The sequence below is a fragment of the Grimontia indica genome (assembly GCF_000333895.2).
Classification (GTDB): domain Bacteria; phylum Pseudomonadota; class Gammaproteobacteria; order Enterobacterales; family Vibrionaceae; genus Enterovibrio; species Enterovibrio indicus.
This window is the reverse complement of record NZ_ANFM02000032.1, coordinates 49,767-75,215: the sequence shown is the minus strand read 5'-3', so window position 1 is coordinate 75,215 and position 25,449 is coordinate 49,767. Positions and strand designations below refer to the sequence as shown.

Here is a 25,449-nt window from a genome sequence, read left to right as displayed (position 1 = left end):
GACAGTTTGCCCGCAAACCCATTTTCAGGATCTGAACACTATGAATTTAAAACAACTGATGGCGCGTGCTTTGATTGCCTCTGCCATGTTGTCATTCGGCACACAGGCTGCGGAAGGCGCAGACAAAGCGGCAATTGCTGATGTATTGGCGAAATACCGTCTGAATGTTGAAACTATTGAAAAAGCACCGGTTGAGGGTCTCTATGAAGTCGTGACGAATGGCGGCGTAGTTTACGCCAATAAAGATGGCTCTTACTTTATCTATGGCCAGCTTTTCCATACAACGCCAACGGAATCTATCAACCTGACTGAAATCACTCAGGCGAAGCGTAATAAAAAGCTGTTTGAAGAAGCGGATGTTGAGAAAGAACTGATCGTCTATCCGGCGAAAGACGAGAAATACGTGGTTAACGTATTTACAGATACCACTTGTGGTTACTGCATGAAGCTCCACAGTGAAATGAAGGAATACAATGATCTGGGAATTACCGTTCGCTATCTGGCATTCCCTCGCTCGGGTGAACGCTCCCCAAACATCGGCCAAATGAGTGCCATTTGGTGTGCAGATGACAAAGTGGACGCAATGAACCTGGCAAAAGCGCGCAACTTCAATGAAGAAAGCAAACAGTGCACGGATCTTGTCCGTCGCCATATGGCATTGGGCAACGCAATGGGTGTGACGGGTACACCTGCCATTATGCTTGAAGATGGCACGCTTTTGGGCGGTTATCTCCCTGCAAAGGGTTTGCTGCAGAATCTTGAACAGAAATTCAAAGGTTAAATATTTCTTCTCAAAAAGCGCCGACTTGATGGCGCTTTTTTCTTTCTGTCTTCACAGCATTCAGTTCCAAAGTCTTCCGCTTTGAAAACCACTCGCTAAAATGGAGGCTCAATCCGCATTCTTAATGCTCATCGGTATAAGCGATGACTCACAGGTTCTCTCCATGATTGAAATTAAACGTCGTCATGCGGCACAGGATGCTGCTTTTCCTGCTTCAATTCCGCCATTGCTCCAGCGTATTTACGCCAACCGTGGCATCACCTCTGAAGGTGAACTGGAGCGCAGTGCTCGCGGGCTGCTGAATTACAACGAACTACATGGCATTGAACGCGCCGTAGAATTGCTGGCAGCTGCAATGGCAGAAGGGCGACGCATTATCGTGGTGGGCGACTTTGATGCCGATGGCGCAACAAGCTCAGCCCTTTCTGTGACGGCATTTCGCATGATGGGCTGCACCAACGTTGATTACCTAGTGCCGAACCGTTTTGACGATGGTTATGGCTTGAGCCCAGACGTGGTAGAGCAAGCTGCAGCCAAAGGCGCGGAGCTTATCATGACCGTGGATAACGGTGTGTCTTCGATTGAAGGGGTTGCAGCAGCCAAAGCCCGCGATATTCAAGTCGTCGTGACCGACCACCACTTACCGGGCGAAGTGCTGCCGGATGCTGATGCCATGGTGAACCCGAACCTCAACGAGTGTGGCTTTCCGTCCAAATCGCTCGCAGGCGTCGGCGTGGCGTTTTATCTGATGTTGGCACTGCGTGCTCATCTTCGCGATAACGGCTGGTTTGCCCAGCGTGGTATCGCTGAACCGAACTTGGCGGAACTGTTGGACTTGGTCGCATTGGGTACAGTGGCCGATGTGGTATCGCTGGACACCAACAACCGCATTTTGGTGCATCAGGGTTTGATGCGAATCCGCGCGGGGAAATGTCGTCCGGGTATTCAGGCTTTGATTGAAGTAGCGAACCGCAATATGACGACGCTGGTGGCGAGTGATTTCGGCTTTGCCTTGGGGCCACGCATTAATGCTGCAGGCCGCTTGGATGATATGTCATTTGGTATTGAGCTTTTACTGTGTCAAAACCTTCAAGCCGCGCGCCAGATGGCAAGTGAGCTGGATGCCCTGAACCAAAGCCGTAAGGAAATCGAGCAGGGCATGAAAGAAGAAGCGATGGCGATTTGTGAGCGTCTTCAATTTGGTGAAGGCAGCAGTCTGCCTTGCGGCCTTGCACTGTTCCAGCGCGAATGGCATCAGGGTGTGATTGGTATCCTCGCATCACGCATTAAAGACAAATTCCACCGCCCTGTGATTGCCTTCGCTGATGGTGGTGAAGGCACTATCAAAGGCTCAGCACGTTCGATTCAGGGGCTGCATATGCGTGACACCCTGGATGTGATTGATACGCAAAACCCGGGCCTGATTAAAAAGTTTGGCGGTCACGCCATGGCAGCGGGTCTGACCATCGCCGAAGCGGACTTTGAACGTTTCTCGAAACTGTTCGACGAAGCGGTAAAAAACACCATCAGCGAAGAAGAGTTGAAAGGTGTACTGCTTTCAGACGGTGAACTCCTTTCCAATGAGATCAATTTGGATGTGGCTGAAACGCTGCGTTCTGGTGGTCCTTGGGGGCAAGGCTTTCCTGAGCCACTGTTTGATGGCAAGTTCAAGCTGCTGCATCAAAAGCTGGTGGGCGGGAAACACCTGAAAATGATGTTGGAACCAGTCATGGGCGGACAAATGGTGGACGCCATCGCCTTCAACATTGACTTGCGACGCTGGCCGGATCCCTCTGTGCAAATGGTCGAGGTCGCATATCGCCTCGATGTGAACGAGTTCCGTGGCAACCGTACGGTGCAGTTGATGGTTGAGCATATGGCGGCGGTTTAGGTAAGGAAGAGTAGGTCCTAGGGTCCTAGGAAAAGAAGGTCCTAGGAGGAGCAAGAGCCAGAGGCTCTGCTAAACAGTTCAAATACTGTAGGACCCAGGACCTTTAGCCTTTTCTCTCATTTTTCTCCGAAAATTTCTCCTTTGATCCCCATCACACTCTGTATATTCCGTCCGCAATTCTGTAGAATTCGGCGGTTAAAACTCATTCCGAACATAGAAAAGTGACCATGTTTGAAATCAATCCAATCAAAAACCGCCTAGCGGACATTGCCGAGCGTGCAAATGTCCTTAGGGGGTATCTTTGACTATGACGCCAAGAAAGAGCGTCTAGAAGAAGTTAATGCCGAACTCGAACAACCTGATGTGTGGAACGAACCTGAGCGTGCCCAAGCGCTGGGTCGTGAACGCGCGTCGCTGGAAGCGGTAGTAGAAACTATCGACCAGCTTGATCAGGGTGGCGAGTACATCACCGAACTGCTGGAACTGGCAGTAGAAGAAAACGATCAGGATACGTTCGATGAAATCGAGCCGGAGCTGAGCGATCTGGAAGAGAAGCTGTCGAAGCTGGAATTCCGCCGCATGTTCTCTGGCGATCACGACGGTTCTGATTGTTATATCGACCTGCAAGCAGGTTCAGGCGGTACTGAAGCGCAAGACTGGACATCCATGATGCTGCGCATGTACCTGCGTTGGGCTGACGCAAAAGGCTTCAAGACCGAAGTGATTGAAGTGTCTGAAGGTGATGTGGCTGGATTGAAATCAGCAACCGTTCGTATCAGCGGCGAATACGCTTACGGCTGGCTGCGTACCGAAACCGGTGTTCACCGTCTGGTTCGTAAGTCTCCGTTCGATTCAGGCGGTCGTCGTCACACCTCGTTCTCTTCTGCGTTTATTTACCCGGAAGTGGACGAAAATATCGACATCGATATCAACCCGTCTGATCTGCGTATCGACGTTTACCGTGCGTCAGGCGCGGGCGGTCAGCACGTTAACACCACCGAATCAGCGGTACGTATCACACACGTACCAACCAACACCGTGGTGCAGTGCCAGAATGACCGAAGCCAGCACAAGAACAAAGATCAGGCGATGAAGCAGCTTCGCGCAAAACTGTTTGAACTGGAACTGCAAAAGCAGAACGCAGAGAAACAGGCGAATGAAGCAGCGAAGTCTGACATCGGTTGGGGTAGCCAGATCCGCTCTTACGTTCTGGATGACTCACGCATTAAAGACCTGCGTACCGGTATCGAAAACCGTAACACCCAAGCGGTGCTTGACGGTGATCTCGACAAGTTTATTGAAGCCAGCCTGAAATCTGGTTTGTAATTTTTTAAGTTAATTCAAAGGTTCACTATGACTGACCAGTTACAAGACGAAAACAAGCTGATCGCGGAGCGTCGTGCAAAACTGAACCACATTCGTCAAAGCTGCAATGCAAACGGCCACCCAAATGAATTCCGCCGTGAGCACAAAGCGGCTGATCTTCAGGCTGAGTTTGGCGAAAAGAGCAAGGAAGAGCTGGAAGCATTGGATCATAAAGTCAGCGTTGCTGGCCGTGTGATGGCAAAGCGTGGTCCTTTCTTGGCACTTCAGGACGTGAGCGGTCGCATTCAGGCGTACGCAGCGAAAGACGTTCAGAACGTGCTGAAAGAGCAATATCAAGGTCTGGATATCGGTGACATCATCGGTGTGAAAGGCGCACTGCATAAGTCTGGCAAAGGCGACCTGTACGTGAACATGGAAGAGTACCAACTGCTGACTAAAGCACTGCGTCCTCTGCCAGAGAAATTCCACGGTCTGACTGATCAGGAAATGCGTTACCGTCAGCGTTACGTTGACCTGATCGTGAACGAAGATTCGCGCAACGCATTCAAGGTACGCTCTAAGCTGATTTCTGCGATCCGCCGTTACATGGAGTCAAAAGACTTCATGGAAGTGGAAACGCCAATGATGCAAGTGATCCCGGGTGGTGCTTCTGCACGTCCGTTTATCACGCACCACAACGCACTGGATCAGGAAATGTTCCTGCGCATCGCGCCTGAGCTTTACCTGAAGCGTCTGGTTGTGGGTGGTTTCGAGCGCGTATTCGAAATCAACCGTAACTTCCGTAACGAAGGCCTGTCTCCACGCCACAACCCAGAATTCACCATGATTGAGTTCTACATGGCGTACGCAGATTACAACGACCTGATCGACCTGACTGAAGACATGCTGCGTACCGTAGCCGTTGAAGTTCTGGGTGAAACCTCTATGCCTTACGGCGATTACACCGTGGAATTCGGTGGTAAATACGCACGTATGACCATGCTGGAAGCGATCAAGCACTACAACCCAGAGCATGCTGATATCCAAGCACTGACAGTGGAAGATGTTCAGGATCGTGAGAAGCTGGTGGCTATCGCGAAGTCTCTGGAGATCTACGTTGAGAAATTCTGGACTTGTGGTCAGCTTCTGGAAGAAATCTTCGGTGAAACCGCAGAACCTAAACTGATCCAGCCAACCTTCATCACTGGCTACCCGGCAGATATCTCTCCGCTGGCGCGCCGTAGCGATGACAATCCGTTCTTTACAGACCGCTTTGAGTTCTTCATCGGTGGCCGTGAAGTGGCGAACGGCTTCTCGGAGCTGAACGACGCAGAAGATCAGGACGCTCGTTTTAAAGCGCAGGTTGATGCGAAAGACGCAGGTGACGACGAAGCAATGTTCTACGATGCAGACTACATCACTGCACTGGAACATGGTCTGCCACCAACAGCGGGTCAGGGTATCGGTATCGATCGTCTGGCAATGCTGTTTACCAACACGCACACTATCCGTGACGTGATTCTGTTCCCGGCGATGCGTCCACAGAACCAGAAGAAAGACTAAATCTGACTGACTTCTGAGACGTCTCTGAGACACCAAAAACACTGGCTTATGCCAGTGTTTTTTTATGTGCGTATGTTAGTGTGCAAACGTTTGCTCAATGTCACAAATATTGCGATGCAATTAACGTTTTAGTTCCGGTTTGATTCATCTGCAGGGATGATGCCCGCGCAATTCCTTGCTGCTTTTATTGAAGATAACCATGCTAAAAAAATCCTTCCTTTCTGCCAGTGTTGCCCTGGCAACGTTGGCTTCATCGGCAGCGTTTGCTGTTGAACATATCGACCTGTTAATTAAAGACGCGACCGTATTGACCATGAACGCTGATAAAGCGGTTTACGATAATGGTGTGGTGGCTGTTGATGGCAACAAAATTGTGGCTGTCGGTGATGAGAGTCTGTCGGAAGCCTATCAGGCCAAAACCGTCTTGGATGTGGATGGCGACATTGTGATGCCAGGATTGATCAACACCCACACTCATGCCTCAATGACAGTGTTCCGTTCACTGGGTGATGATGTGCCAGATCGCCTGCACCGCTATATTTTCCCATTAGAAAGTCAGTTGGTGAGCAGAGATATGGTACGTATCGGCGCGCAACTGGGTAATGTGGAAATGCTGAAAGGCGGCGTGACCACTTATGCCGATATGTACTATTTCGAAGATGAAGTGGCGAAAACCGTCGACAAGATTGGTATGCGCGCGATTCTGGGGGAAACCGTCATTAAGTTTCCAGTTGCTGATGCCGCAAATGCGGAAGAAGGCATCCAATACGCCTTGAACTTTATTCAGGAATATAAAGACCATCCTCGTATTACCCCAGCTTTCGCGCCACACGCACCTTATACCAATACCACCGAAGTGCTGCAGAAAATCACCAAGCTTTCGCTGGAGCACGATGTGCCGGTGATGATCCATCTTGCAGAGTCAGAACGTGAAAATGAAGTGATTGCTGAGCGCAGTGGTGGTAAGTCTCCCGTGGAATACATGGCGGATATTGGTGCGCTGACACCGAACTTAGTTGGCGCGCACGTGATTAATGTCGATGACCATGATATTGCGCTGCTGAAAAAGCACGATGTGGGCATCGCGCATAACATGAGTGCCAACATCAAGTCTGCCAAAGGTGTGTCACCGGCATTGAAGATGTTTGATGATGGTCTTCGAATTGGTCTCGGCACTGACGGGCCAATGTCAGGTAACACACTCAGTACAGTGGATGAATTCAACCAAGTTGCTAAAGTGCACAAGCTGGTGAACAAAGATCGCGCAGCAATGCCTCCGATCAAGGTTATCGAAATGGCAACCATGGGGGCGGCACGCGCTCTCCACATGGAAGACAAAATAGGTTCTCTGGAAACGGGTAAGCTGGCAGACATCATCGTAATTGATACGAAAGCGCCAAATATGGTGCCAATGTACAATCCTTATTCAGCCTTGGTTTACTCCGCGTATGCATCGAACGTGAAACATGCCATCGTTGATGGCCAGCTCCTGATGCAGGAGAGAGACATACTGACGGTGGATGAAGACAAAGTGCGCCAGGAAGCGTTGCAGTTTGCAGACAAAGTCAGAGAAACCGTCATCGCCAGTGGCGAAGAAGTGAGATAGTTTCTCGAAGCCCTGCCTTAAATGAAAGACCGCGTCTCACTTGGACGCGGTTTTTTTGCTTTCTCTATCGATAGATAGCCTCAATAAATCGGGTCATAGTCTATGATCTAAGAAATTTTAAAGAGAATTTTAAATTTCTCAAAATTGAGAAGTGTTTGAAATGTTGGCCATTTTGATGGCTTTTTTGGGCATCATGGAATAGTCTATCCTATTAATAATACTGATAAATATGTCAGCTACTAGATGCCTATGTTGTCAGCAAATCGAACAGCAAAAGTGTCTTATCTGGGAACTGTGCTGATTTGAGAGCTACCTTGTATCTACATTGAGACAGACCTGCTTGTCTTACAAAATATAATGATACTCACAACATTTTGAACACGTGTCGTTAATGGATGACTAAAGGCAGGCGTTATGGGTATGCAATTCAGATCTGAGGCGGTTCCAAGTTCACTCGTCGTAGTAGGCGGAACTTACGAACCTTGGCTGGCAACACTGGAACAAGCAGGTTGGCGTTGTCACCGCTGTTATGACCTCAGAGCAGCACAATCTCTCCTTCAGGACATTGGTCCTTGCATTGGTATTGTGGATATCAGCCACGATGATTTCAGTCTCAACGGTGTCGCATCACTGGTAAACCGCAACAAGCAGGTTCGCTGGCTGGCGCTGATCCGCGAAGATCAACTCAACAATGATGCAATTTGTCAGTTCATTGTGAGCTTCTGCATCGACTACTTCACTTCTCCAATTCCAGATAGCCAACTGATGAGCACCATCGGTCACCAACTGGGCATGCTGAAGCTTGAGCGTCACGTATGGCCTCAACTGGGCGACCACAGTGACATGGGACTGCTGGGTAAAACCTCTGTGATGAAGAAACTGCGTGATCAGGTTCGTCGTGTCGCACCGACTGACGTATCAGTTCTGATCAACGGTGAAAGCGGTACCGGCAAAGAGCTGGTGGGTATGGCAATTCATAATGCTTCAACCCGCGCGAAAGGTCCGTTCGTTTCTGTGAAATGTAGCGCGCTACCAGAGAAGCTTATTCAAAACGAGCTGTTTGGTGATGGCACGACAGAAGGCAAAGTGCAGCAAGCGCACCAAGGCACTCTGTTCCTGGATGAAATTGGTGATTTGCCTCTGAATCTTCAGGCAAACCTTCTGCATCTTTTGCAGGACGGTACGGTAGAAACGCACGACGACAAATACTCGAAAGAGATCGACGTTCGTGTGATTGCGGCGACGCACATGGATTTGGAAAAAGCGGTTGCTGAAGGTCAGTTCCGTGAAGATCTGTTCTACCGCCTCAATGTTCTACGTATTTCTGTGCCTTCACTGAAAGAGCGAAGTGCAGACATTCCTGAGCTGGCTGAGCACTTCCTGTTGAAGTTTGCACGTCAGTACAACACGCAGGCGCGCACCTTCTCTGAAGAAGCGAACAAGATCCTGACCAACTATAGCTGGCCAGGTAACGTACGTGAGCTGATCAACCAGGTGAAACGTGCAGTACTGCTGGCGGATAATCTGGTGATTGAAGCTGAGCATCTGGATCTGCCACGTCAGGGCGATTACAAACAAAGCCTGCGTAAGATTCGTGAAGAGTCTGAGCGTGATGCACTGCTCGCTGTGCTGGAAAGCAACAATGGCCAGGTGTCTGCTGCAGCGAAAGAGCTGGGTGTGTCACGTGCAACTATGTACCGTTTGCTGAACAAGCACAGCTTGATTCCTGCACCGCGTAGCTTCCGCTAAGTAATTAGCTGAAATAAAAAAACCGCCTTATTAGGCGGTTTTTTTCGTCTATTAGATTACTGGGTGACTAGCTTCCCTTCATTAATAGGAAACACTTTATCGTACGCCAGATTGTAGACGTATGCGTAAACCAGATAGAAGGCCACCAGACCAATGTCCATCAGGAAAGCTTGCCACAGGCTGATGTTAAGCCACCATGCAATAGCAGGCAGCGTCACCCAAAGCAGTCCCAACTCAAACAGTACCGCATGAAGGATACGATGCTTTTGTTTCTTCTCGGTCCTGCCGGTCATTTTCACCATAGCTTTGTCAAACCACAGGTTATAAATGTAGTTCCAACCTGTCGCCAGAATGGAAAAAGCCACACCCAACACACCTGTGTGTGCGGCATCAAAACCAAACAGGGACAGAATGCTTACAATGAGGATAAGGCCTATCACCTCGAAGGCGATGGCGTGTCGAATACGGTCTGCTGCAGTTCTCATGGTGTGTTACCTCTCAATCAATGCCAGCATGATATCCACTAATAAGATTGAACATAGTTAATTACTATCCGTAAAAGGGATGGATTTTGGATGTTCTTTATTCGGGTTTGTAACAGTTTGATGATTTGCGGGAGTACGATTATCGGAGCGATTGATTTTAAAATTGGCTAGTGAAAAGCAATATGTCCTTTTAAATAGGCAAAACCTCGAACAGAATATGGTGAAACTTTACTCAAATTGTTTAATAAAGCACATGCCACTGAATTCATGGTTATATCAAATAACGCATTGATATATTGATCTAAATCATTAGTATTAACAGTGAATTTACAAGTGCGGAATACTCCGCAGGTTTACGCAGAAAGGAGGCAATAAGATGACAAATCAACTGTTTACATCCGTCATGACTTGCGCCACCCATCTGTGCGCAGATATGCGAAAACCTGTACACTAATCCGCACCATTTTAGCAAATGGGCCGCGGATATGACTGCGGCTCTGAGCGACACTTCCTAGTTAAGATCCCTCTCCCGCAATCTATCCAAGGCCTCCTGAAACTCAACAAGGAGTCCGTCATGAACCAATCTATGTACCTGCGCCTGGCCGTGTTTTTCGTCCGTATGGATATTAAACGTGAAGAGTCAGCCTGGAGAAAAGCCCATCGCCGAATTCGCTATGTTGGCGAGCCTTTGTCAGAGCATCTAATGCGAGATATTGGTTTCGAGAAAGATGGCTTATCTATCGGTCACACCGTTGCACCTAAATTTAAAGCCCAACGCGAAGTGGCACGAATGCGCAGAAAGTTAAGGTTGAACCTGACAACGTAATCAGAAGGGAGTCACTATCCTAGGTGACTCCCGAATTCCCTATAATCACATAATAAAAAAGCGCCTTACGGCGCTTTTTCTATTTGAAAACCCAAGGTCAATAAGCGCTATGGACAAGGATTGGAGTACTGCTGGCCAATCTTTTCAATGCGCTTCAGCAATTCTTCCGGCAATTCAACGTCTATGGAATCGATGTTGGTTTTGAGTTGCTCAAGCGTGGTGGCGCCGATGATATTACTGGCGACAAAGGAGCGGGTATTGACGTAAGCCAGTGCCATCTGTGTTGGGTCAATGGCGAATTCTTTAGCAAGATCAACATAAGCCTGCGTTGCTGCCTGCCCTTGCTCGGTGAAGTATCGGGCGAAACGCTCCCAGCGGGTGCAGCGTGCTCCTTCTGGTTTAGCGCCATTGAGGTATTTTCCGCTCAACACACCAAACGCGAGCGGTGAGTAAGCTAGTAGCTCGACGCCTTCCTGATGACTGATCTCTGACAGACCCACTTCGAAGCTGCGGTTGAGCAGATTATACGGGTTCTGGATTGACACAATACGCGGCAAGCTATGCTTTTCTGCCAAACGAAGATAGCTCATCACGCCCCATGGCGTTTCGTTCGAGACGCCGATGTGACGGATTTTGCCTTCGCGCACCAGTTCGGCGAGCGCATCCAGAGTATCCAGCAGGGTGACGCCTGAGTTTTCGTCCTGATGGTCGTAGTTCAATTGACCAAAGCTGTTCACATGGCGCTGGGGCCAGTGAACCTGATAAAGGTCGATGTAATCGGTCTGCAAACGGGCGAGACTGTCGTTGACAGCCTGACGGAGATTGCGTCTATCCAGTGACATGTTTTCACGAATGTACGGCACGCCGCGAGGACCTGCGACCTTGGTGGCGATAATCACCTTGTCGCGTTTACCCGATCTTTGCAGCCAGGTGCCAATATATTGCTCTGTCAGCCCCTGTGTTTCTGGGTTCGGTGGCACCGCATACATTTCCGCGGTATCAATAAAGTTCACGCCATGGTCGAGTGCGAAGTCCAGCTGCTGATGAGCATCTGCTTCTGTGTTCTGTTGACCAAAGGTCATAGTACCAAGACAAATCTTACTGACTTCCAGATTGGTATGGGGAAGAGTGTGGTATTGCATCCTTTCTCCTTGGGCTGCATCTCATGGACGACGAGAAACACGTTTTCGAGATGTGCGGGGTTTACCTTCCATCTTAGAAAGTTTTCTTGTCGGTACAAGCGAAAAAGTGGGGGACTTGGTGTAGATCCGGATGAAGGTTTTGAGATGTCGCAAATGGATTCCGTGGGAGCGATCAGAATTATCAGTTTTAAACCACACACACTATCCTGAGTCCTTATACTAGAATTAACATTCGATTAACAATGCGGGTAACGAAATGAAATTAAAGCAATTGAAGAGCTGGATACAGGCTCACCCGGACAACGTTCCCCATTGCTATGTGATTGCACATGCAGGTGGTGCACAGTATGTGGTGGAAGTGGAAGTCAGGCACAAGCTGGAGCCACTGAAAGACGACAATACGGATGAAGTGATGCATTTTGACAACATGGAACAGGTGTCAGAGAAGCTTCGCAAAGTGGGAGTGAAAAAAGCAACGTTACGTCTGCTGGATCCTTATGATGAGTTTGGGCCCGCGGATACTTCCTGCAATGAGGACATGGAAATTACGCTTTAAGGTCGACAGACCCTAGAGCTAACTTTCGCTTTCCGGCAGCATAAAGTGGCGGGCGAGTATCTTGCCCGTGAACTGAGTGCGAAGATAAAAGCCACGGGGCAAGGTTTTGATGGGTTGACCTTTAGCGCCATAGGCTTCAGTTTTGACTTTGCTGTTTGCCGCTTTAGGGCGAAGCTGTAAGAACTCACCGTGTCTGGCACTGATTTCATGCACTTTTCCCAGCACGATAAACTCCATCAATTCTTCCCAATCCGCTTTTAGCTGCGACTCTTCATCTTCTGAAGGCTTCCATAATAACGGCATACCTACATGACGCTCGCAAACCGGAATTTCCCTTCCACCTTCAACCGGGATCCAAAGCACTTTTGATAGCTTGTTGCGGATATGACTGTTTTCCCAGGTCAACCCCTGAACACCAGTCAGTGGCGCGACACAGACAAAAGTGGTTTCCAATGGTTTTCCTGTATGGCTGATAGGGATGGATTTCAGCTCGATCCCTAATTCCTGAAAATCCTGCTCGGGCTTGCTGCCTGCAGTCGCACCCAGACAGGTCTCAAGCAACATGCCTACCCAGCCCTTTTCTCGGCGCAGATCTACGGGGCATTCCAGTCCATGTTGTTCGGCCAGTTCACCGAGCGTAAAGCCCGCCAAAGCAAAGGCGCGTTCAAGGAGTTCAGCTTCTGAATTGGGTGCGGGGATCATCATGCCTCGGTGTCTTAGTTGTCTGCAGTGAACGCTATCAGCCTCACCATAATGGATCCACTAATTTTTGCACCCTTACGGAGTTATCCACAACGATCTAAGTGTCGGAGGTGTAAAAATGGATCATGGATGCTTATACAGTGGTTTTGGTCACATAAATAGGCGGCTTTTGGATCATTCTGATTGGAAAGTGAGCGAGTTGTGTGGGTAAGTCTTACTTTGATGGATCTTTGACCACTTTAAGATCGTTCTGTTTTTGTCCTCCGATTTTGCTTGGGAATATGAACCTAAATTTAATTATGTGTATGAAATATATAGATATAATTTAAATTTCCCGCTTGTGTGGACACTTTTCATATCGGTCAAAGAGACACTTTTGTCCCGTTTAAAGTCTGTTCTGCACAAATGTATCCACAGAAAGCGTGAATAAATGTGCGCTTAGTCTCACCGGATTGTTTATAACTTAGTGGTGACCGGGGATTTATCCATAAAGGCGGTTGAAGCCCCCAAAAAATGCGTCTCATACACAATGTTTGTTTACCACTGTGCACATAGTGTGAAAAAATCACTGGTAATAGAGATTTATATTTGAGGTCGTCCAGTGATAGATGGCGATGGCTACCGTCCCAATGTGGGGATAGTTATTTGTAACAGCCACGGTCAAGTTCTCTGGGCTCGTCGATACGGACAACACTCCTGGCAATTTCCACAAGGTGGTATTGATGACGGTGAAACACCTGAACAGGCCATGTACCGTGAGTTATACGAGGAAGTAGGGCTCACGAAGAAAGACGTAAGAATTCTGGCTACCAGTCGTCATTGGTTACGCTATAAATTACCTAAACGTCTGGTTCGCTGGGATTCCAAGCCAGTGTGTATCGGTCAGAAGCAAAAGTGGTTTTTGCTGAAGCTGGAATGTGACGAGTCAAAGGTGAACATGCAGCGCGGGGGGACACCGGAATTTGATGGCTGGCGTTGGGTCAGTTATTGGTACCCTGTGAGGCAAGTGGTGTCGTTTAAACGCGAAGTTTACCGACGCGCGATGAAAGAGTTTGCGCCAATGGCGATGCCTTTTCGCGAAAGAAAGACCAAACGAAAAGGTAAGCGGGGCACAGCAAAGAACTAAGGATGAACGTCGAGGGCGCCGATGCTGACGAAACTGAGGGATATCGTTAACAATGTAGCGTCGTCCACCGACGTCAAACAGGCGCTTAATGTCTTAGTACGTGAGACCTGTTCTGCGATGGAGACGGAGTGCTGCTCGGTTTATATCGCGGATCATGACCGTGAACAATATGATCTTATGGCGACGCAGGGACTTAATGCCCGTGCTCGCCGTGTTTCTCTCTCCTTTGATGAAGGCTTGGTGGGGTTAGTTGGCCGTCGTGCCGAACCCATCAACCTTGCACTCGCCAGTTCGCATAGCGACTTCAAACATTTTCCTGATATCGGCGAAGATATTTTCCAAGCCTTTCTTGGCACACCGATTATTTATCGCCGAAAAGTGCTGGGAGTTTTGGTTGTCCAGCAGCGCGATTCTCGCCAGTTTGATGAAAGTGAAGAATCTTTTCTGGTCACGTTGGCGGCCCAACTTGCGGTAGTTTTTGCTCACGCCAAGGCGCAAGGCTTTTGGCCCAACAACGCAAAAGGCGCCTTACTTTTAGAAGGTGCTGCTGCATCTCCTGGGGTTGCTATAGCCAAAGCCTGGTGTGATGTATCCCAGCCACGGTTGGATTTGGTCTTTCCGGCATCTTGCCTTGATACACAAAAAGAACGCGACAGATTGGATGGTGCTATCAGCGCAGCCATTACCGAATTCCGCCGTTTGCGAAAGCGGTTTGACAGTGAACTGAATCAGGACACGCTGGCGATCTTTGATCTTTTTATCCACCTTCTGAATGATCCCATGCTGCGAAAGGCGATGAATGAGCGCATTCAGAATGGCGATTTGGCAGAGTGGGCGGTAAAGCAAACCATTGACGCGTTTTCTGAGCGTTTCCAGAACATGTCAGATCCTTATCTTCGCGAACGTGCTAATGACGTGAAAGAACTGGGTCAACGCTTGCTTTATTTCCTTGAGAATCAGGAAATAAAGCAGTGGAATTTTGACGAGCCTATTGTGCTGTTTGCCCGTGAATTAACGGCAGCCATGCTGGCCGCCATCCCACGCGATCGTCTGGCGGGTGTGGTTGCAGAAGAAGGGGCAGTGAATGCGCACGCTGCCATTTTGGCAAGAGCCTTGGGTATTCCAGCTGTCATGGGCGTGGAATTCAGCCCGCAGTTGGTGCACCGCAAGCAAATCGTGCTGGATGGTTTCAAGGGGCGTTTGCTGGTTGAGCCAGCACCTCAGGTTCTTGAAGAGTATGAGCGTCTTCGTGACGAAGAATTGGAGCTTCAACAGGAAGTCGAAAGTACTTTCACGAAGAAGACAGAAACGTCTGATGGTGTGCGGGTAGAAGTCCATTTGAATGCGGGACTCAGTGCTGATACCAGCATTGCTATCAACCGTGGAGTAGATGGTGTTGGCCTCTACCGCACCGAAGTGCCGTTTCTGATGCAAAGAAGTTTCCCATCGGAAGACGATCAGGTGAATCAATACCGTGCGATTCTGGATTGCTATCCCAAGCAGCCAGTGGTCATGCGCACACTGGATATTGGCGGTGACAAACCATTGCCTTATCTCAAAATCGAAGAGGACAATCCCTTCCTTGGCTGGCGCGGGATCCGTTTTACTCTGGACCATCCAGATATCTTCCTGATTCAGGTTCGAGCTATGCTGCGTGCCAGCATCGGACGCGATAATCTCTCCATCCTGCTGCCGATGATCTCTGGTTTGTCTGAGCTGTTAGAAGCCAAAGCACTGGTAGAGAGAGCCTTTGCGGAAGTCATGGAAATGGCGGATGCGCAAGGTGAGACCTTGAAGCTGCCAAAACTTGGGATCATGGTAGAAGTTCCTTCCGTGCTCTACCAATTGGACGCCATTGCTCCTCACATCGACTTTCTCTCTGTCGGCACCAATGACCTCACACAGTATTTGCTGGCGGTGGACAGAAACAACGCCCGCGTGGCAGAGGTCTATGATACATTCCACCCTTCAGTGTTGGCGGTGCTTAGGCAAATTCTCGACAACAGCAAGCGGCTTAAATTACCTGTGAGTGTCTGTGGTGAGTTTGCTGGTGATCCTATCGGTGCATCACTGTTGGTGGGAATGGGGTACAGACAGCTCAGCATGAATACGCGGAGTGTCGCGAAAATCAAATACGTTTTGCGCCATATTCCAAGTAAGCAGCTTGAGTCGCACGCGGCGACTGTCCAACAACTGTCATTAGCGCGTGATATAAGAAATGCTTCAGAAGCCTTTTTAGAACAGTACAATCTCGGCGGTTTGATCCGGGTAGGTAAGTAGCCACAGCGATACTCGGACGTAAAGCTCAGGGCAAATAAATAAGGTGATCTGGCTATTTAAAAAGTGCAGCACCAATAGGAATATTCCATGTTAGAAGCCACATTGTGGTTGTTTGGCGTTTGTCTTGCCGTCGGGGGCGTTGTTGGTCTGTTAGCCGGGCTTTTAGGGATCGGCGGTGGCCTGATTGTCGTGCCAGCGCTTAGCGTGCTTCTGCCTTGGGCGGGGATTTCTTCCAATCTCGTGATGCCCATGGCACTCGCCACATCGCTAGCAAGCATTGTGATCACGTCATCTTCCTCCGCTTATACACACTATCGCCTGGGCAATGTTCAGCCTTCCATCATTAAAACCTTGTTACCGGGTATTTTGCTGGGCGGGCTGTTTGGCAGTGCGATTGCCGACAGAATGCCAACGGAATATTTGCCGAAAGTCTTCGGGATTATTGTGCTGTTGCTTGCTCTGCAAATGGCGCTGTCACTTCGGATAAAATCAGCCAGACCACTACCTTCTCCGCTTGGTAGCATGACCAGTGGGACTGCGATTGGTATGATAGCGAGCCTTGCGGGAATTGGTGGCGGCTCATTGACCGTGCCTTATCTTAACTATCATGGCGTCGAAATGCGCAAAGCCATTGGCAGTGCATCATTGTGCGGTGTCTTTTTGGCGCTTTCCGGTGTCATAGGTTTTATCTTTTTCGGGCTGACGCAACCCGAGACATTACCACCTTATAGTGTGGGGTATGTTTACTTGCCAGCATTGATTGGTATTGTAGTCACTTCCGTAATGACAACGCGTTACGGGGCGAGACTTGCGACCCGTTTACCGACACCCATTATAAAACGCGTATTCGCGGTATTCTTGCTCCTGGTGGGCGCAAGCATGTTTTTTAGCTAAGGAAGACGAATTCATGTCACTGACATTCCCTCAAATAGATCCTGTCCTGATTGAAATCGGGCCGCTTGCAGTACGCTGGTATGGCTTGATGTACCTCGCCGGTTTTGCCTTTGCTCTTTGGCTGGCAAACCGCCGTGCAGATAAGCCGGGCAGCGGATGGACGCGGGATGAAGTCAGTGATCTACTCTTTGCGGGCTTTCTGGGTGTGGTGTTGGGCGGCCGCATTGGCTATGTGCTTTTTTACCAATTCGACGCATTTCTTGCAGATCCGCTCTTCCTGTTCAAAGTCTGGACGGGCGGCATGTCTTTCCATGGTGGATTGCTGGGTGTGATTGCAGCCATGGCTTGGTATGCCCGAAAGACCAAGCGGACATTCTTTGCGGTATCTGATTTTATCGCGCCACTGGTGCCATTTGGTCTGGGCGCAGGTCGTCTGGGCAACTTTATCAATGGCGAACTCTGGGGACGTTCGACAGACATGCCATGGGGCATGATTTTCCCAACGGGAGGACCGATTGCCCGTCACCCTTCGCAGCTTTATGAGTTTTTGCTGGAAGGCATCGTGTTGTTCCTCATCCTGAACTGGTTTATTAAGAAGCCGCGGCCTGCCGGTGCCGTTTCCGGTCTATTCCTGATAGGTTACGGGGCATTCCGCTTTATTGTCGAGTTTTATCGCGAGCCTGATGCACACTTGGGCCTATTTGGCGATTGGATCAGCATGGGACAAATATTGTCGACGCCAATGATTATTGTGGGTGTGTTGATGGTAGTCTGGGCCTATCGCAGAGACCCAAGCGCAGCGCGCTCCGCATAACATTTTCAGTTTAAGCCGCAGATCCCTGCGGCTTTCTTTATATTTGTGATTTGTCACCCCGCTGTAGCGGGTAGTAAACGAAAGGAAGAACCATGAAGCAATATCTTGATTTGATGCAGGATATCATTGATAACGGCACAGACCGCGGTGACCGCACCGGTGTAGGTACACGTTCAGTTTTTGGTCGTCAGATGCGTTTTGATCTCAGTGAAGGCTTTCCGCTGCTGACAACCAAGAAGCTTTACACTCGTGCCATCATTCATGAGCTGCTGTGGTTCCTCAATGGCGATACCAACATTAAGTATCTGCAAGACAATAACGTGACAATCTGGGACGAGTGGGCAACAGGCGAGGGCGATCTGGGCCCGGTGTATGGTGCTCAGTGGCGTTCATGGGCATGTCCGGATGGTTCTACTGTTGACCAGATTGCCGAGCTGATTGAGCAGATCAAAACTAAACCAAATTCACGCCGCCATATCATTACGGCGTGGAACCCTGCTGACCTGCCTGACGAGACTATCAGCCCGCAAACTAATGCAGAGCAAGGAAAAATGGCACTGGCTCCTTGCCACTGTTTGTTTCAGTTCTACGTAGCTGATGGCAAGCTATCTTGTCAGCTTTATCAGCGTAGCGCCGATTACTTCCTGGGTGTGCCGTTCAACATTGCGAGTTACGCGCTGTTCACCCATATGATTGCGCAGCAGTGCGATTTGGAAGTCGGTGATTTCGTTCATACCTTCGGTGATGTTCACCTTTATCACAATCACCTGACCGATGATATCGTTTACGAGCAGCTCAAGCGTGAGCCGGGTAATCGACCAACCCTGACAATCAAACGTAAGCCTGACTCTATCTTCGACTACAAACTAGAAGACTTTGAGATTGAAGGTTACGAAGCGCTGCCATCGATTAAAGCGCCGATTGCGGTTTAATAGGGTTAAGGGTTCTAGGAAAAGAAGATCCTAGGTCCTAGAAAGAGCAAGAGCAGATCCTAGGAATAGAAAAAGCGGCAACTGATCACCAGTGCCGCTTTTTTAATGTCTCGATGTTCTTGAATAATTGCTCCAGGACCCTAAATACAAAAACGCCCGCATCAGCGGGCGTTTTCAAATCAGTTTGTCAGTATTGCTTACTGGGTTACCAGCATCACCAGCGAAGGAATCGCGATAAATACCAGACCTAAGTAAGCCACGACAGCCATCTTGTTCTTCGCTGCCGCTTCACCCAGCATTTCCGCACACTTCAGTGGGATTTCGCGCAGGAATGGTGTACCGAAGATCAGCAGGGTTGCCATGATGTTGAACGCCAGGTGTACCAAAGCGATCTGCAGGGCAAACACTGCGTTAGGACCGGTCACTGCCGTAGCTGCCAGCAGAGCAGTGATACAGGTACCGATGTTCGCGCCCAAAGTGAACGGATACACGTCACGTACTTTCAGTACGTTGGTACCTACCAGTGGAACCATCAGGCTGGTCGTCGTAGAAGAAGACTGAACCAGAATGGTAACCAAAGTACCTGACATGATGCCGTGGATAGGACCGCGGCCAATCGCTTTGTGCAGCATTTCTTTTGCACGGCCTACCATCAGAGAGCGCATCAGTTTGCCCATCATGGTGATAGAAGCGAAGATCAGTGCAATACCCAGTAGAGCCAGTACGATGCCGCCCCAGCTACCTGGCAGTGTAGACAGCATATCTTTAGTGCCATTAACCAGTGGCTTGGTGATTGGACCCATAAAGTCCAGACCTTTCATGCTCAGGCTGCCTTCAAACATGAAAGGCGCCACCAACCAGCTTGAGATCTTGTCCAGCAGGCCGAACATCATTTCCAGCGGCAGGAAGATAGCTACAGCAATCAGGTTAAAGAAGTCGTGAACAGTTGCACAGGTAAATGCACGGCGGAATTCATCTTTGCAACGCGCGTGACCTAGACTTACCAATGTGTTGGTCACGGTAGTGCCAATGTTTGCACCCATCACCATAGGAATGGCTGTTTCAACTGGCAGGCCGCCAGCGACGAGACCAACAATAATAGAAGTTACAGTACTGGAAGACTGGATGAGCGCTGTCGCTACGATACCAATCATCAGACCCGCAACGGGATGAGATGCGAATTCAAACAAGGTTCTCGCCTCGTCACCCGCAGCCCATTTGAAACCACTTCCAACCATGGAAACTGCCAGAAGCAGTACATAAAGCATAAGTGCCAGGTTGGCCCAACGTACCCAATTCTTAGAGCTGTTAATCGGTGCAGCAGTAGAAGCTTGGGAGGTCATAAGAGAAATCTCCGTGACAGTTAAATGTCAGATTTGTGTCAGTGAAAGAATCTGGCGCGGATATTAGGTACGAAATATTTCACTAATATGACAGTTATAAGGTGGTGTATCAGCCATTGATAAGAAAGGGTGTAAAGACTTTGTGTCACGTGTCCATATTCCTATAAAAAACATGAGGATAAGTTATTTTTGTAAGGGGGGAAATCGCAGTATAAAAAATAGGCACTTGAACCGTTTTAAGGCTTGATGCAGGCTGGGCTGGAACGTTTATTACAGAGTCACCGATTTTCTTTGCGAAAAAAGTAACAACTTTGATTGGATACTTCGGATATTTCGATGTTTAATCTCCGAAGAACCGATTTTTCTTTATCGATGATCGGCGCCTAGACTAGTAGAGATTAACTAATTTAACGGAGTGCTTTTAATGACTGATGCGATTCGTCAGTTTATGAAGATGGAATCAGCTGGTGGTTTAGTGCTGATCGTTGCTGCGATTCTGGCGATCATTATTGCCAACTCGCCTTTGCAACCACTGTATGACGGTGCGCTTCATAGCTACATAGCAGGTTTGTCTGTTGCACATTGGATTAATGACGGCCTCATGGCCATCTTTTTCTTACTGATTGGACTTGAGGTTAAAAGGGAGCTGATTGAAGGCGCTCTGAATACCAAAGAAAAAGCCATCTTCCCTGCTATTGCTGCTGTCGGCGGTATGGTAGCACCTGCCGCGGTATATCTGGCATTTAATGCTGGCGACCCTGTCACCCAAGCGGGTTGGGCAATTCCAGCCGCGACGGACATTGCATTCGCACTGGGTGTGATGGCGCTGCTGGGCAAGCGCGTTCCGTTGGCACTGAAAGTCTTCCTGCTCGCGCTGGCGATTATTGATGACCTTGGCGTTATCGTGATTATTGCTTTGTTCTATAGTAGTGATCTCTCCATTACAGCACTGACAGTTGCCTTCTTGGCTACAGCAGCACTCTTCCTGATGAATGCCAAGGGTGTCACTCAGACCCGGTGGTACTTACTCGTGGGGGCAATTCTCTGGGTCAGCGTTTTGAAGTCAGGTGTTCATGCGACACTGGCGGGCGTAGTGCTGGGTTTTGTGATTCCGCTTGAAGGTGGAAAGGACGGTAAGTCACCACTGAAAGAGCTCGAACATGCGATTCACCCGTACGCTGCTTTCTTAATTCTGCCTATCTTTGCGTTCGCAAATGCTGGTGTGTCACTGGAAGGCGTATCAATAGAAAGTCTAACTAATACGCTTCCATTGGGGATTGCATTGGGTCTGTTGATTGGTAAGCCTCTGGGTATCTTTACCCTGAGCTGGGCGTCAGTAAAACTGGGTATTGCTCGCCTGCCTGAAAACGTAAACTTTAAGCAAATCTTTGCCGTGTCATTGTTGTGTGGTATCGGCTTTACCATGTCCATCTTCATTTCGTCTCTGGCGTTTGTTGGTGTGGATGAAAGCTATATTACCTTCTCACGACTGGGCATTTTGATTGGTTCAACTATCTCGGCTGTGGCAGGTTATGCCCTGCTGAATGCTGTATTGCCGAAATCGAGTGAGGTGGAGGAAGATAGCGATGAGAAAAAAGTTAGCATTGATTATTAGCGGAGTGCTTTTTGCTACACCGGCACTGGCTGCGAACAATTACTCACACTGTTTCGATGATAATTCAACAGAAGTGTGTAAAGCGTTTTTAGCCGGGCTGGAAACAACCCAACCTGAGGTTGTTGAAAAAGCATCGCTGACAACAACGCCAAGCGTCGACAAAGACACCTTATTAGGCAGAGCGCTGGAACAGCGCGCCGGAGGTCGCTACAAGACCTCCACCATTGCCAAGAAAGGATAAGCTACCAGTTCAAAACGCCAGTCGCGGATAACGTGTCTGGCGTTTTTTCGTTGAGAACACATGTCACATTTAAATTATAACCACCTCTATTACTTCTGGATGGTCTGTAAGCAAGGTTCAGTGTCCAAGGCGGCTGATGCCTTGTTTCTGACGCCACAGACCGTTACAGGACAAATCAGGGCGCTAGAAGAGCGGCTCAAAGGTAAGCTGACCAAACGTGCAGGAAGAAACATTGAGCCCACAGAGCTTGGGCAGCTCGTATTTAAGTATGCGGATAAGATGTTTGGCCTGAGCTATGAAATGCTCGATATCGTGAATTACAGTCAACGTGAGCATCAGCTGTTTGATGTTGGGGTGGCAGACGCACTTTCGAAAAGCCTAGTGAGTCGTGTGTTGCTGAAAGCATTGCCGGAAGATGATGGCATTCATCTACGTTGCTTTGAATCGACCCATGAGTTGCTGTTGGAGCAGCTTAGTCAGCATAAGCTGGATATGATCCTGTCTGATTGCCCGGTTGATTCAACACAAAGCCCTGGGTTATTCAGTGTGAAGATAGGCGAGAGCATGATGAGCTTTTTCTGCTCAGGGGATATCTCCAAGAAGCGTTTTCCTGCTGTCATTGAAGAGCATAAATTGTTAATCCCTAGTACACGCACGGCCATGGGGCGAAAGTTAATGCATTGGTTTGATAGCCAGGGTATCACGCCCACCATTCTGGGAGAGTTTGATGATGCGGCATTGATGAAAGCGTTTGGCTCGAATCATAAAGCCATGTTTGTTGCGCCGACATTTTACTCTTCAGATGTGCTGGAATTACCGAATGTGATGGAAGTAGCGAAAGTTGAAGCACTTAAAGAGGAATACTACGTGATTTTCGCTGAGCGTATGATCCAGCACCCTGCAGTAAAACGCATATGTGAAGCTGATTTCAGCAAGTTGTTTCACTAATTCTCAACTTCTATATAGCATTCTTAGTTGCGAACCGTTGTTACTGACCTGAACAGTGTTAAACTTAAGTCAAACACAAACAAACCTTTAGATGTAATTTTTGCAGGCAGTAAGTATGGAACTAGAAAAAATGCAAGAAGCTGGGCCAAAGGCAGTGCAGTTGCTAAAAGCAATGGCAAACGAGCGCAGACTCTTCATACTTTGTTATCTGCTGGAAGGGGAAATGTCTGTTGGTACGCTGAGTGAGAAGCTCCAGCTCAGTCAGTCTGCATTATCTCAGCACTTGGCTTGGTTGAGACGCGATGGTCTGGTAGCAACAAGGAAAGAAGCGCAGACCGTCTACTATTCGCTGAAGAGTGTTGAAGTGCAAACCATCATGACTACGCTGCACCAGTTGTATTGCGCGAAGTAAAACGTTGAACAAATAAAAAAACCGGCCATGAGCCGGTTTTTTTATTTCAAATCGGAGCGCTATTACAGAGCTTTGATTTGAGCAGCCAGAGCAGCTTTATGACGAGCAGCCTTGTTCTTGTGGATCAGGCCTTTAGTAGCCATGCGGTCCAGGATAGGTTGCGCTTCAGCAAATGCTTTAGTAGCCGCTTCTTTATCGCCTGCTGCGATAGCTGCGATAGTTTTTTTCATGTAAGTGCGCATCATTGAGCGACGGCTTGCATTGTGCTGGCGACGCTTCTCAGATTGGATTGCACGCTTCTTAGCAGATTTGATATTCGCCAAGGGTCTAACTCCCAAATCTTATATTCGGTGACAATTTAAGGCCGAGGAATATGCCTCGTTTTACCCGAGTTGTCAATTCATTTGTGCAAATATCCGCCGCACTCACCTTAAGATTGGCGTGCTGCGAACATCGCGGTTAATATGGCGGCAGATTCTACCAGCATTCTTTACTTGAAGTAAGCCTTTTATCTGTGCTTTTCGTGCTATTCAAGATGCCTCCTTTCTTTTTATAACTACAGGGGGCGCGGGCGACAGGCAGGCAGGTTTACTTCCTTTTGTTTTTTAAGGGGATATAGGTGTCAAAGCGATTACTTCGCTCTGGATTGATTGTCAGTTCAATGACCATGATTTCGCGCGTTATGGGTCTTGTACGCGATGTGGTGATAGCGAATTTAATGGGTGCAGGCGCGGCGGCGGATGTTTTCTTCTTTGCCAACAAAATCCCTAACTTCCTGCGACGTCTTTTCGCTGAAGGTGCATTCTCACAGGCTTTCGTCCCAGTGCTGGCAGAATATCAAGCCAGTGATGATAAAACCAAAACCCGGGAACTGATTGCGTATGTGTCGGGCACACTGGGTCTGTTGGTGACAATAGTCACCTTGATTGGTGTGATTGCCTCACCGGTTATCACTGCCTTGTTCGGGATGGGGTGGTTCCTTGATTGGGTGAACGATGGCCCTTCGTCACACAAATTTGAGCTGGCCTCTCTGATACTAAAGATCACCTTCCCATACCTTTGGTTTATTACCTTTGTGGCACTGGCTGGGTCAATATTAAACACCTTGGGTCGGTTTGCGGTGTCCTCTTTTACGCCGGTATTCCTGAATATCGCCATGATTTCGGCAGCGATATGGATATCACCAAACATGGACCAGCCAGAGATAGGTTTGGGTATTGGTGTTTTTCTTGGTGGCCTGATCCAGTTCGGTTTCCAAATCCCGTTCCTTTATCGCGAAGGGATGCTGGTTCGCCCTAAGTGGGGCTGGTCGCACCCAGGCGTGGCAAAAATTCGTACCCTGATGATTCCTGCATTGTTTGGGGTTTCAGTTAGTCAGATTAACCTCTTGCTCGATACCTTCATTGCGAGTTTTCTGGCAACAGGTTCTATCAGTTGGCTTTACTACTCTGATCGCTTGCTAGAGTTTCCATTAGGTTTGTTCGGGATTGCCATCGCGACAGTGATTCTTCCTGCGCTCTCCAAAAAACATGTGGAGCAATCTTCAGGGCAATTTGCGTCCACCATGGATTGGGGGGTGCGCATGGTGTTGTTGCTTGGTGTTCCAGCGATGGTGGGTATGATTGTGCTTGCCAAGCCTATGTTGATGGTGCTTTTCATGCGAGGCGAGTTCGGCGCTGATGATGTGAATGCAGCAGCCATGTCACTGATTGCTTATTCGTCAGGCCTGCTTAACTTTATGTTGATAAAGGTGTTGGCACCTGGCTACTACGCTCGGCAGGACACCAAAACACCCGTGCGATACGGCATTATCGCCATGGCAAGCAATATGGTATTCAATCTGATTTTTGCCTATTTCTACGGTTATGTAGGCTTGGCGATCGCGACGGCGTTATCTGCTTTAGTCAATGCAGGCTTGCTGTATCGTGGTCTCCACAAACAACAGGTTTACCGCGTCAGCAAAGATACGGTGATTTTCACCTTGCGCCTTATCTTGGGTGTGGTGCTCATGGGGGCGGTGGTTTATCACTTTATGCCAGTATTTGAACAGTGGCTGGTGATGGATTTGTGGCAAAGAGTTTATACACTGACCGGCTTAATTGCTGCGGGCGCAATCACTTACGTAGTCTCGCTGGTAATTTTGGGCCTGAGACCGCATCAACTTCGCGCGGAAGGCTGATTGCGGCTTCTGATTAGTATATAATCCGTCGGTTTTTTAAGGGGAAAGCTGTTTTACCG

General features: G+C 48.8%; 23 protein-coding genes. 18 read left to right on the top strand and 5 right to left on the bottom strand.

Going from position 1 to position 25,449, the window contains the following annotated elements; translation table 11 throughout:
- The first annotated feature begins 40 nt into the window (after positions 1-40).
- The 6 genes from dsbC to D515_RS17445 all read left to right on the top strand — a co-directional run bounded on the left by dsbC (position 41) and on the right by D515_RS17445 (position 8,895).
- Positions 41-781, top strand: coding sequence for a bifunctional protein-disulfide isomerase/oxidoreductase DsbC (gene dsbC / locus D515_RS17470; RefSeq protein WP_002540386.1), 741 nt, complete (start codon positions 41-43; stop codon positions 779-781).
- Positions 782-944: 163 nt separating this feature from the next.
- Positions 945-2,672 (top strand): single-stranded-DNA-specific exonuclease RecJ, encoded by a 1,728-nt coding sequence (gene recJ / locus D515_RS17465; protein WP_002540385.1) that lies wholly within the window; start codon positions 945-947, stop codon positions 2,670-2,672.
- 227 nt (positions 2,673-2,899) lie between these two features.
- Positions 2,900-3,998, top strand: a protein-coding gene (gene prfB, locus D515_RS17460; protein ID WP_152442392.1) for a peptide chain release factor 2 whose coding sequence is annotated in 2 segments (ribosomal slippage) — positions 2,900-2,974 and positions 2,976-3,998 — 1,098 coding nt in all. Because the reading frame shifts where the segments join, the coding sequence is not laid out codon by codon here.
- 27 nt (positions 3,999-4,025) lie between these two features.
- A complete protein-coding gene (gene lysS, locus D515_RS17455) occupies positions 4,026-5,540 on the top strand; it encodes a lysine--tRNA ligase (RefSeq protein WP_002540382.1) in 1,515 nt (504 codons plus the stop codon).
- A 199-nt stretch (positions 5,541-5,739) separates the two neighbouring features.
- A complete protein-coding gene (locus D515_RS17450) occupies positions 5,740-7,146 on the top strand; it encodes an amidohydrolase (RefSeq protein WP_002540381.1) in 1,407 nt (468 codons plus the stop codon).
- 414 nt (positions 7,147-7,560) lie between these two features.
- Complete coding sequence (locus tag D515_RS17445; RefSeq protein WP_002540379.1) at positions 7,561-8,895, top strand: sigma-54-dependent transcriptional regulator; 1,335 nt, start codon at positions 7,561-7,563, stop codon at positions 8,893-8,895.
- 56 nt (positions 8,896-8,951) lie between these two features.
- Here D515_RS17445 and D515_RS17440 read toward each other — a convergent pair whose 3' ends face one another.
- On the bottom strand, positions 8,952-9,380 hold the full coding sequence (locus tag D515_RS17440) for a PACE efflux transporter (RefSeq protein ID WP_002540377.1): 429 nt from the start codon (positions 9,378-9,380) through the stop codon (positions 8,952-8,954).
- A 574-nt stretch (positions 9,381-9,954) separates the two neighbouring features.
- Between D515_RS17440 and D515_RS17435 the strand changes: the two genes are divergently transcribed.
- Positions 9,955-10,206, top strand: coding sequence for a hypothetical protein (locus D515_RS17435; protein ID WP_002540375.1), 252 nt, complete (start codon positions 9,955-9,957; stop codon positions 10,204-10,206).
- Between the two features lie 107 nt (positions 10,207-10,313).
- On the opposite strand, the gene D515_RS17430 is transcribed toward D515_RS17435, so the two are convergent.
- Entirely contained in the window at positions 10,314-11,348 is a 1,035-nt protein-coding gene (locus D515_RS17430) for an NADP(H)-dependent aldo-keto reductase (protein WP_002540373.1), read from the bottom strand.
- Between the two features lie 256 nt (positions 11,349-11,604).
- Here D515_RS17430 and D515_RS17425 point away from each other — a divergent pair, with 256 nt between their 5' ends.
- On the top strand, positions 11,605-11,904 hold the full coding sequence (locus D515_RS17425) for a DUF6482 family protein (protein WP_002540372.1): 300 nt from the start codon (positions 11,605-11,607) through the stop codon (positions 11,902-11,904).
- Positions 11,905-11,922: 18 nt separating this feature from the next.
- On the opposite strand, the gene mutH is transcribed toward D515_RS17425, so the two are convergent.
- Positions 11,923-12,606 carry a DNA mismatch repair endonuclease MutH gene (gene mutH, locus D515_RS17420; protein WP_039850266.1) on the bottom strand — a complete coding sequence of 228 codons (684 nt, stop codon included), beginning with the start codon at positions 12,604-12,606 and terminating at the stop codon, positions 11,923-11,925.
- 601 nt (positions 12,607-13,207) lie between these two features.
- On the opposite strand from mutH, the gene rppH reads away from it, so the two are divergent.
- From rppH to D515_RS17395, 5 genes are all read left to right on the top strand, one after another.
- The gene (gene rppH / locus D515_RS17415) at positions 13,208-13,732 is read left to right on the top strand and encodes an RNA pyrophosphohydrolase (protein ID WP_002540369.1); all 525 of its coding nucleotides are present in this window, start codon (positions 13,208-13,210) and stop codon (positions 13,730-13,732) included.
- Positions 13,733-13,753: 21 nt separating this feature from the next.
- Positions 13,754-16,012, top strand: a complete 2,259-nt coding sequence (gene ptsP, locus D515_RS17410; RefSeq protein WP_039850265.1) for a phosphoenolpyruvate--protein phosphotransferase — start codon at positions 13,754-13,756, stop codon at positions 16,010-16,012.
- Between the two features lie 87 nt (positions 16,013-16,099).
- Positions 16,100-16,906 (top strand): sulfite exporter TauE/SafE family protein, encoded by an 807-nt coding sequence (locus tag D515_RS17405; protein WP_002540367.1) that lies wholly within the window; start codon positions 16,100-16,102, stop codon positions 16,904-16,906.
- A 13-nt stretch (positions 16,907-16,919) separates the two neighbouring features.
- Positions 16,920-17,720, top strand: a complete 801-nt coding sequence (gene lgt, locus D515_RS17400; RefSeq protein WP_002540365.1) for a prolipoprotein diacylglyceryl transferase — start codon at positions 16,920-16,922, stop codon at positions 17,718-17,720.
- 92 nt (positions 17,721-17,812) lie between these two features.
- The gene (locus D515_RS17395) at positions 17,813-18,652 is read left to right on the top strand and encodes a thymidylate synthase (protein WP_002540364.1); all 840 of its coding nucleotides are present in this window, start codon (positions 17,813-17,815) and stop codon (positions 18,650-18,652) included.
- A gap of 197 nt (positions 18,653-18,849) precedes the next feature.
- Here D515_RS17395 and D515_RS17390 read toward each other — a convergent pair whose 3' ends face one another.
- On the bottom strand, positions 18,850-19,995 hold the full coding sequence (locus tag D515_RS17390; protein ID WP_002540363.1) for a Na/Pi symporter: 1,146 nt from the start codon (positions 19,993-19,995) through the stop codon (positions 18,850-18,852).
- Positions 19,996-20,419: 424 nt separating this feature from the next.
- Between D515_RS17390 and nhaA the strand changes: the two genes are divergently transcribed.
- From nhaA to D515_RS17370, 4 genes are all read left to right on the top strand, one after another.
- The gene (nhaA, locus tag D515_RS17385; protein ID WP_002540362.1) at positions 20,420-21,610 is read left to right on the top strand and encodes a Na+/H+ antiporter NhaA; all 1,191 of its coding nucleotides are present in this window, start codon (positions 20,420-20,422) and stop codon (positions 21,608-21,610) included.
- Positions 21,582-21,851: a hypothetical protein gene (locus D515_RS17380; protein ID WP_039850264.1), complete on the top strand. Its 270-nt coding sequence runs from the start codon at positions 21,582-21,584 to the stop codon at positions 21,849-21,851. The genes nhaA and D515_RS17380 overlap by 29 nt, the downstream gene beginning before the upstream one ends.
- Positions 21,852-21,911: 60 nt before the next feature.
- Positions 21,912-22,799, top strand: coding sequence for a transcriptional activator NhaR (gene nhaR, locus D515_RS17375; protein WP_002540359.1), 888 nt, complete (start codon positions 21,912-21,914; stop codon positions 22,797-22,799).
- Between the two features lie 115 nt (positions 22,800-22,914).
- Positions 22,915-23,211, top strand: coding sequence for an ArsR/SmtB family transcription factor (locus D515_RS17370; RefSeq protein WP_039850263.1), 297 nt, complete (start codon positions 22,915-22,917; stop codon positions 23,209-23,211).
- Between the two features lie 62 nt (positions 23,212-23,273).
- On the opposite strand, the gene rpsT is transcribed toward D515_RS17370, so the two are convergent.
- Complete coding sequence (gene rpsT, locus D515_RS17365) at positions 23,274-23,534, bottom strand: 30S ribosomal protein S20 (RefSeq protein ID WP_002540356.1); 261 nt, start codon at positions 23,532-23,534, stop codon at positions 23,274-23,276.
- A 296-nt stretch (positions 23,535-23,830) separates the two neighbouring features.
- Here rpsT and murJ point away from each other — a divergent pair, with 296 nt between their 5' ends.
- Positions 23,831-25,390, top strand: a complete 1,560-nt coding sequence (murJ, locus tag D515_RS17360; RefSeq protein WP_002540355.1) for a murein biosynthesis integral membrane protein MurJ — start codon at positions 23,831-23,833, stop codon at positions 25,388-25,390.
- Positions 25,391-25,449 lie beyond the last annotated feature (59 nt).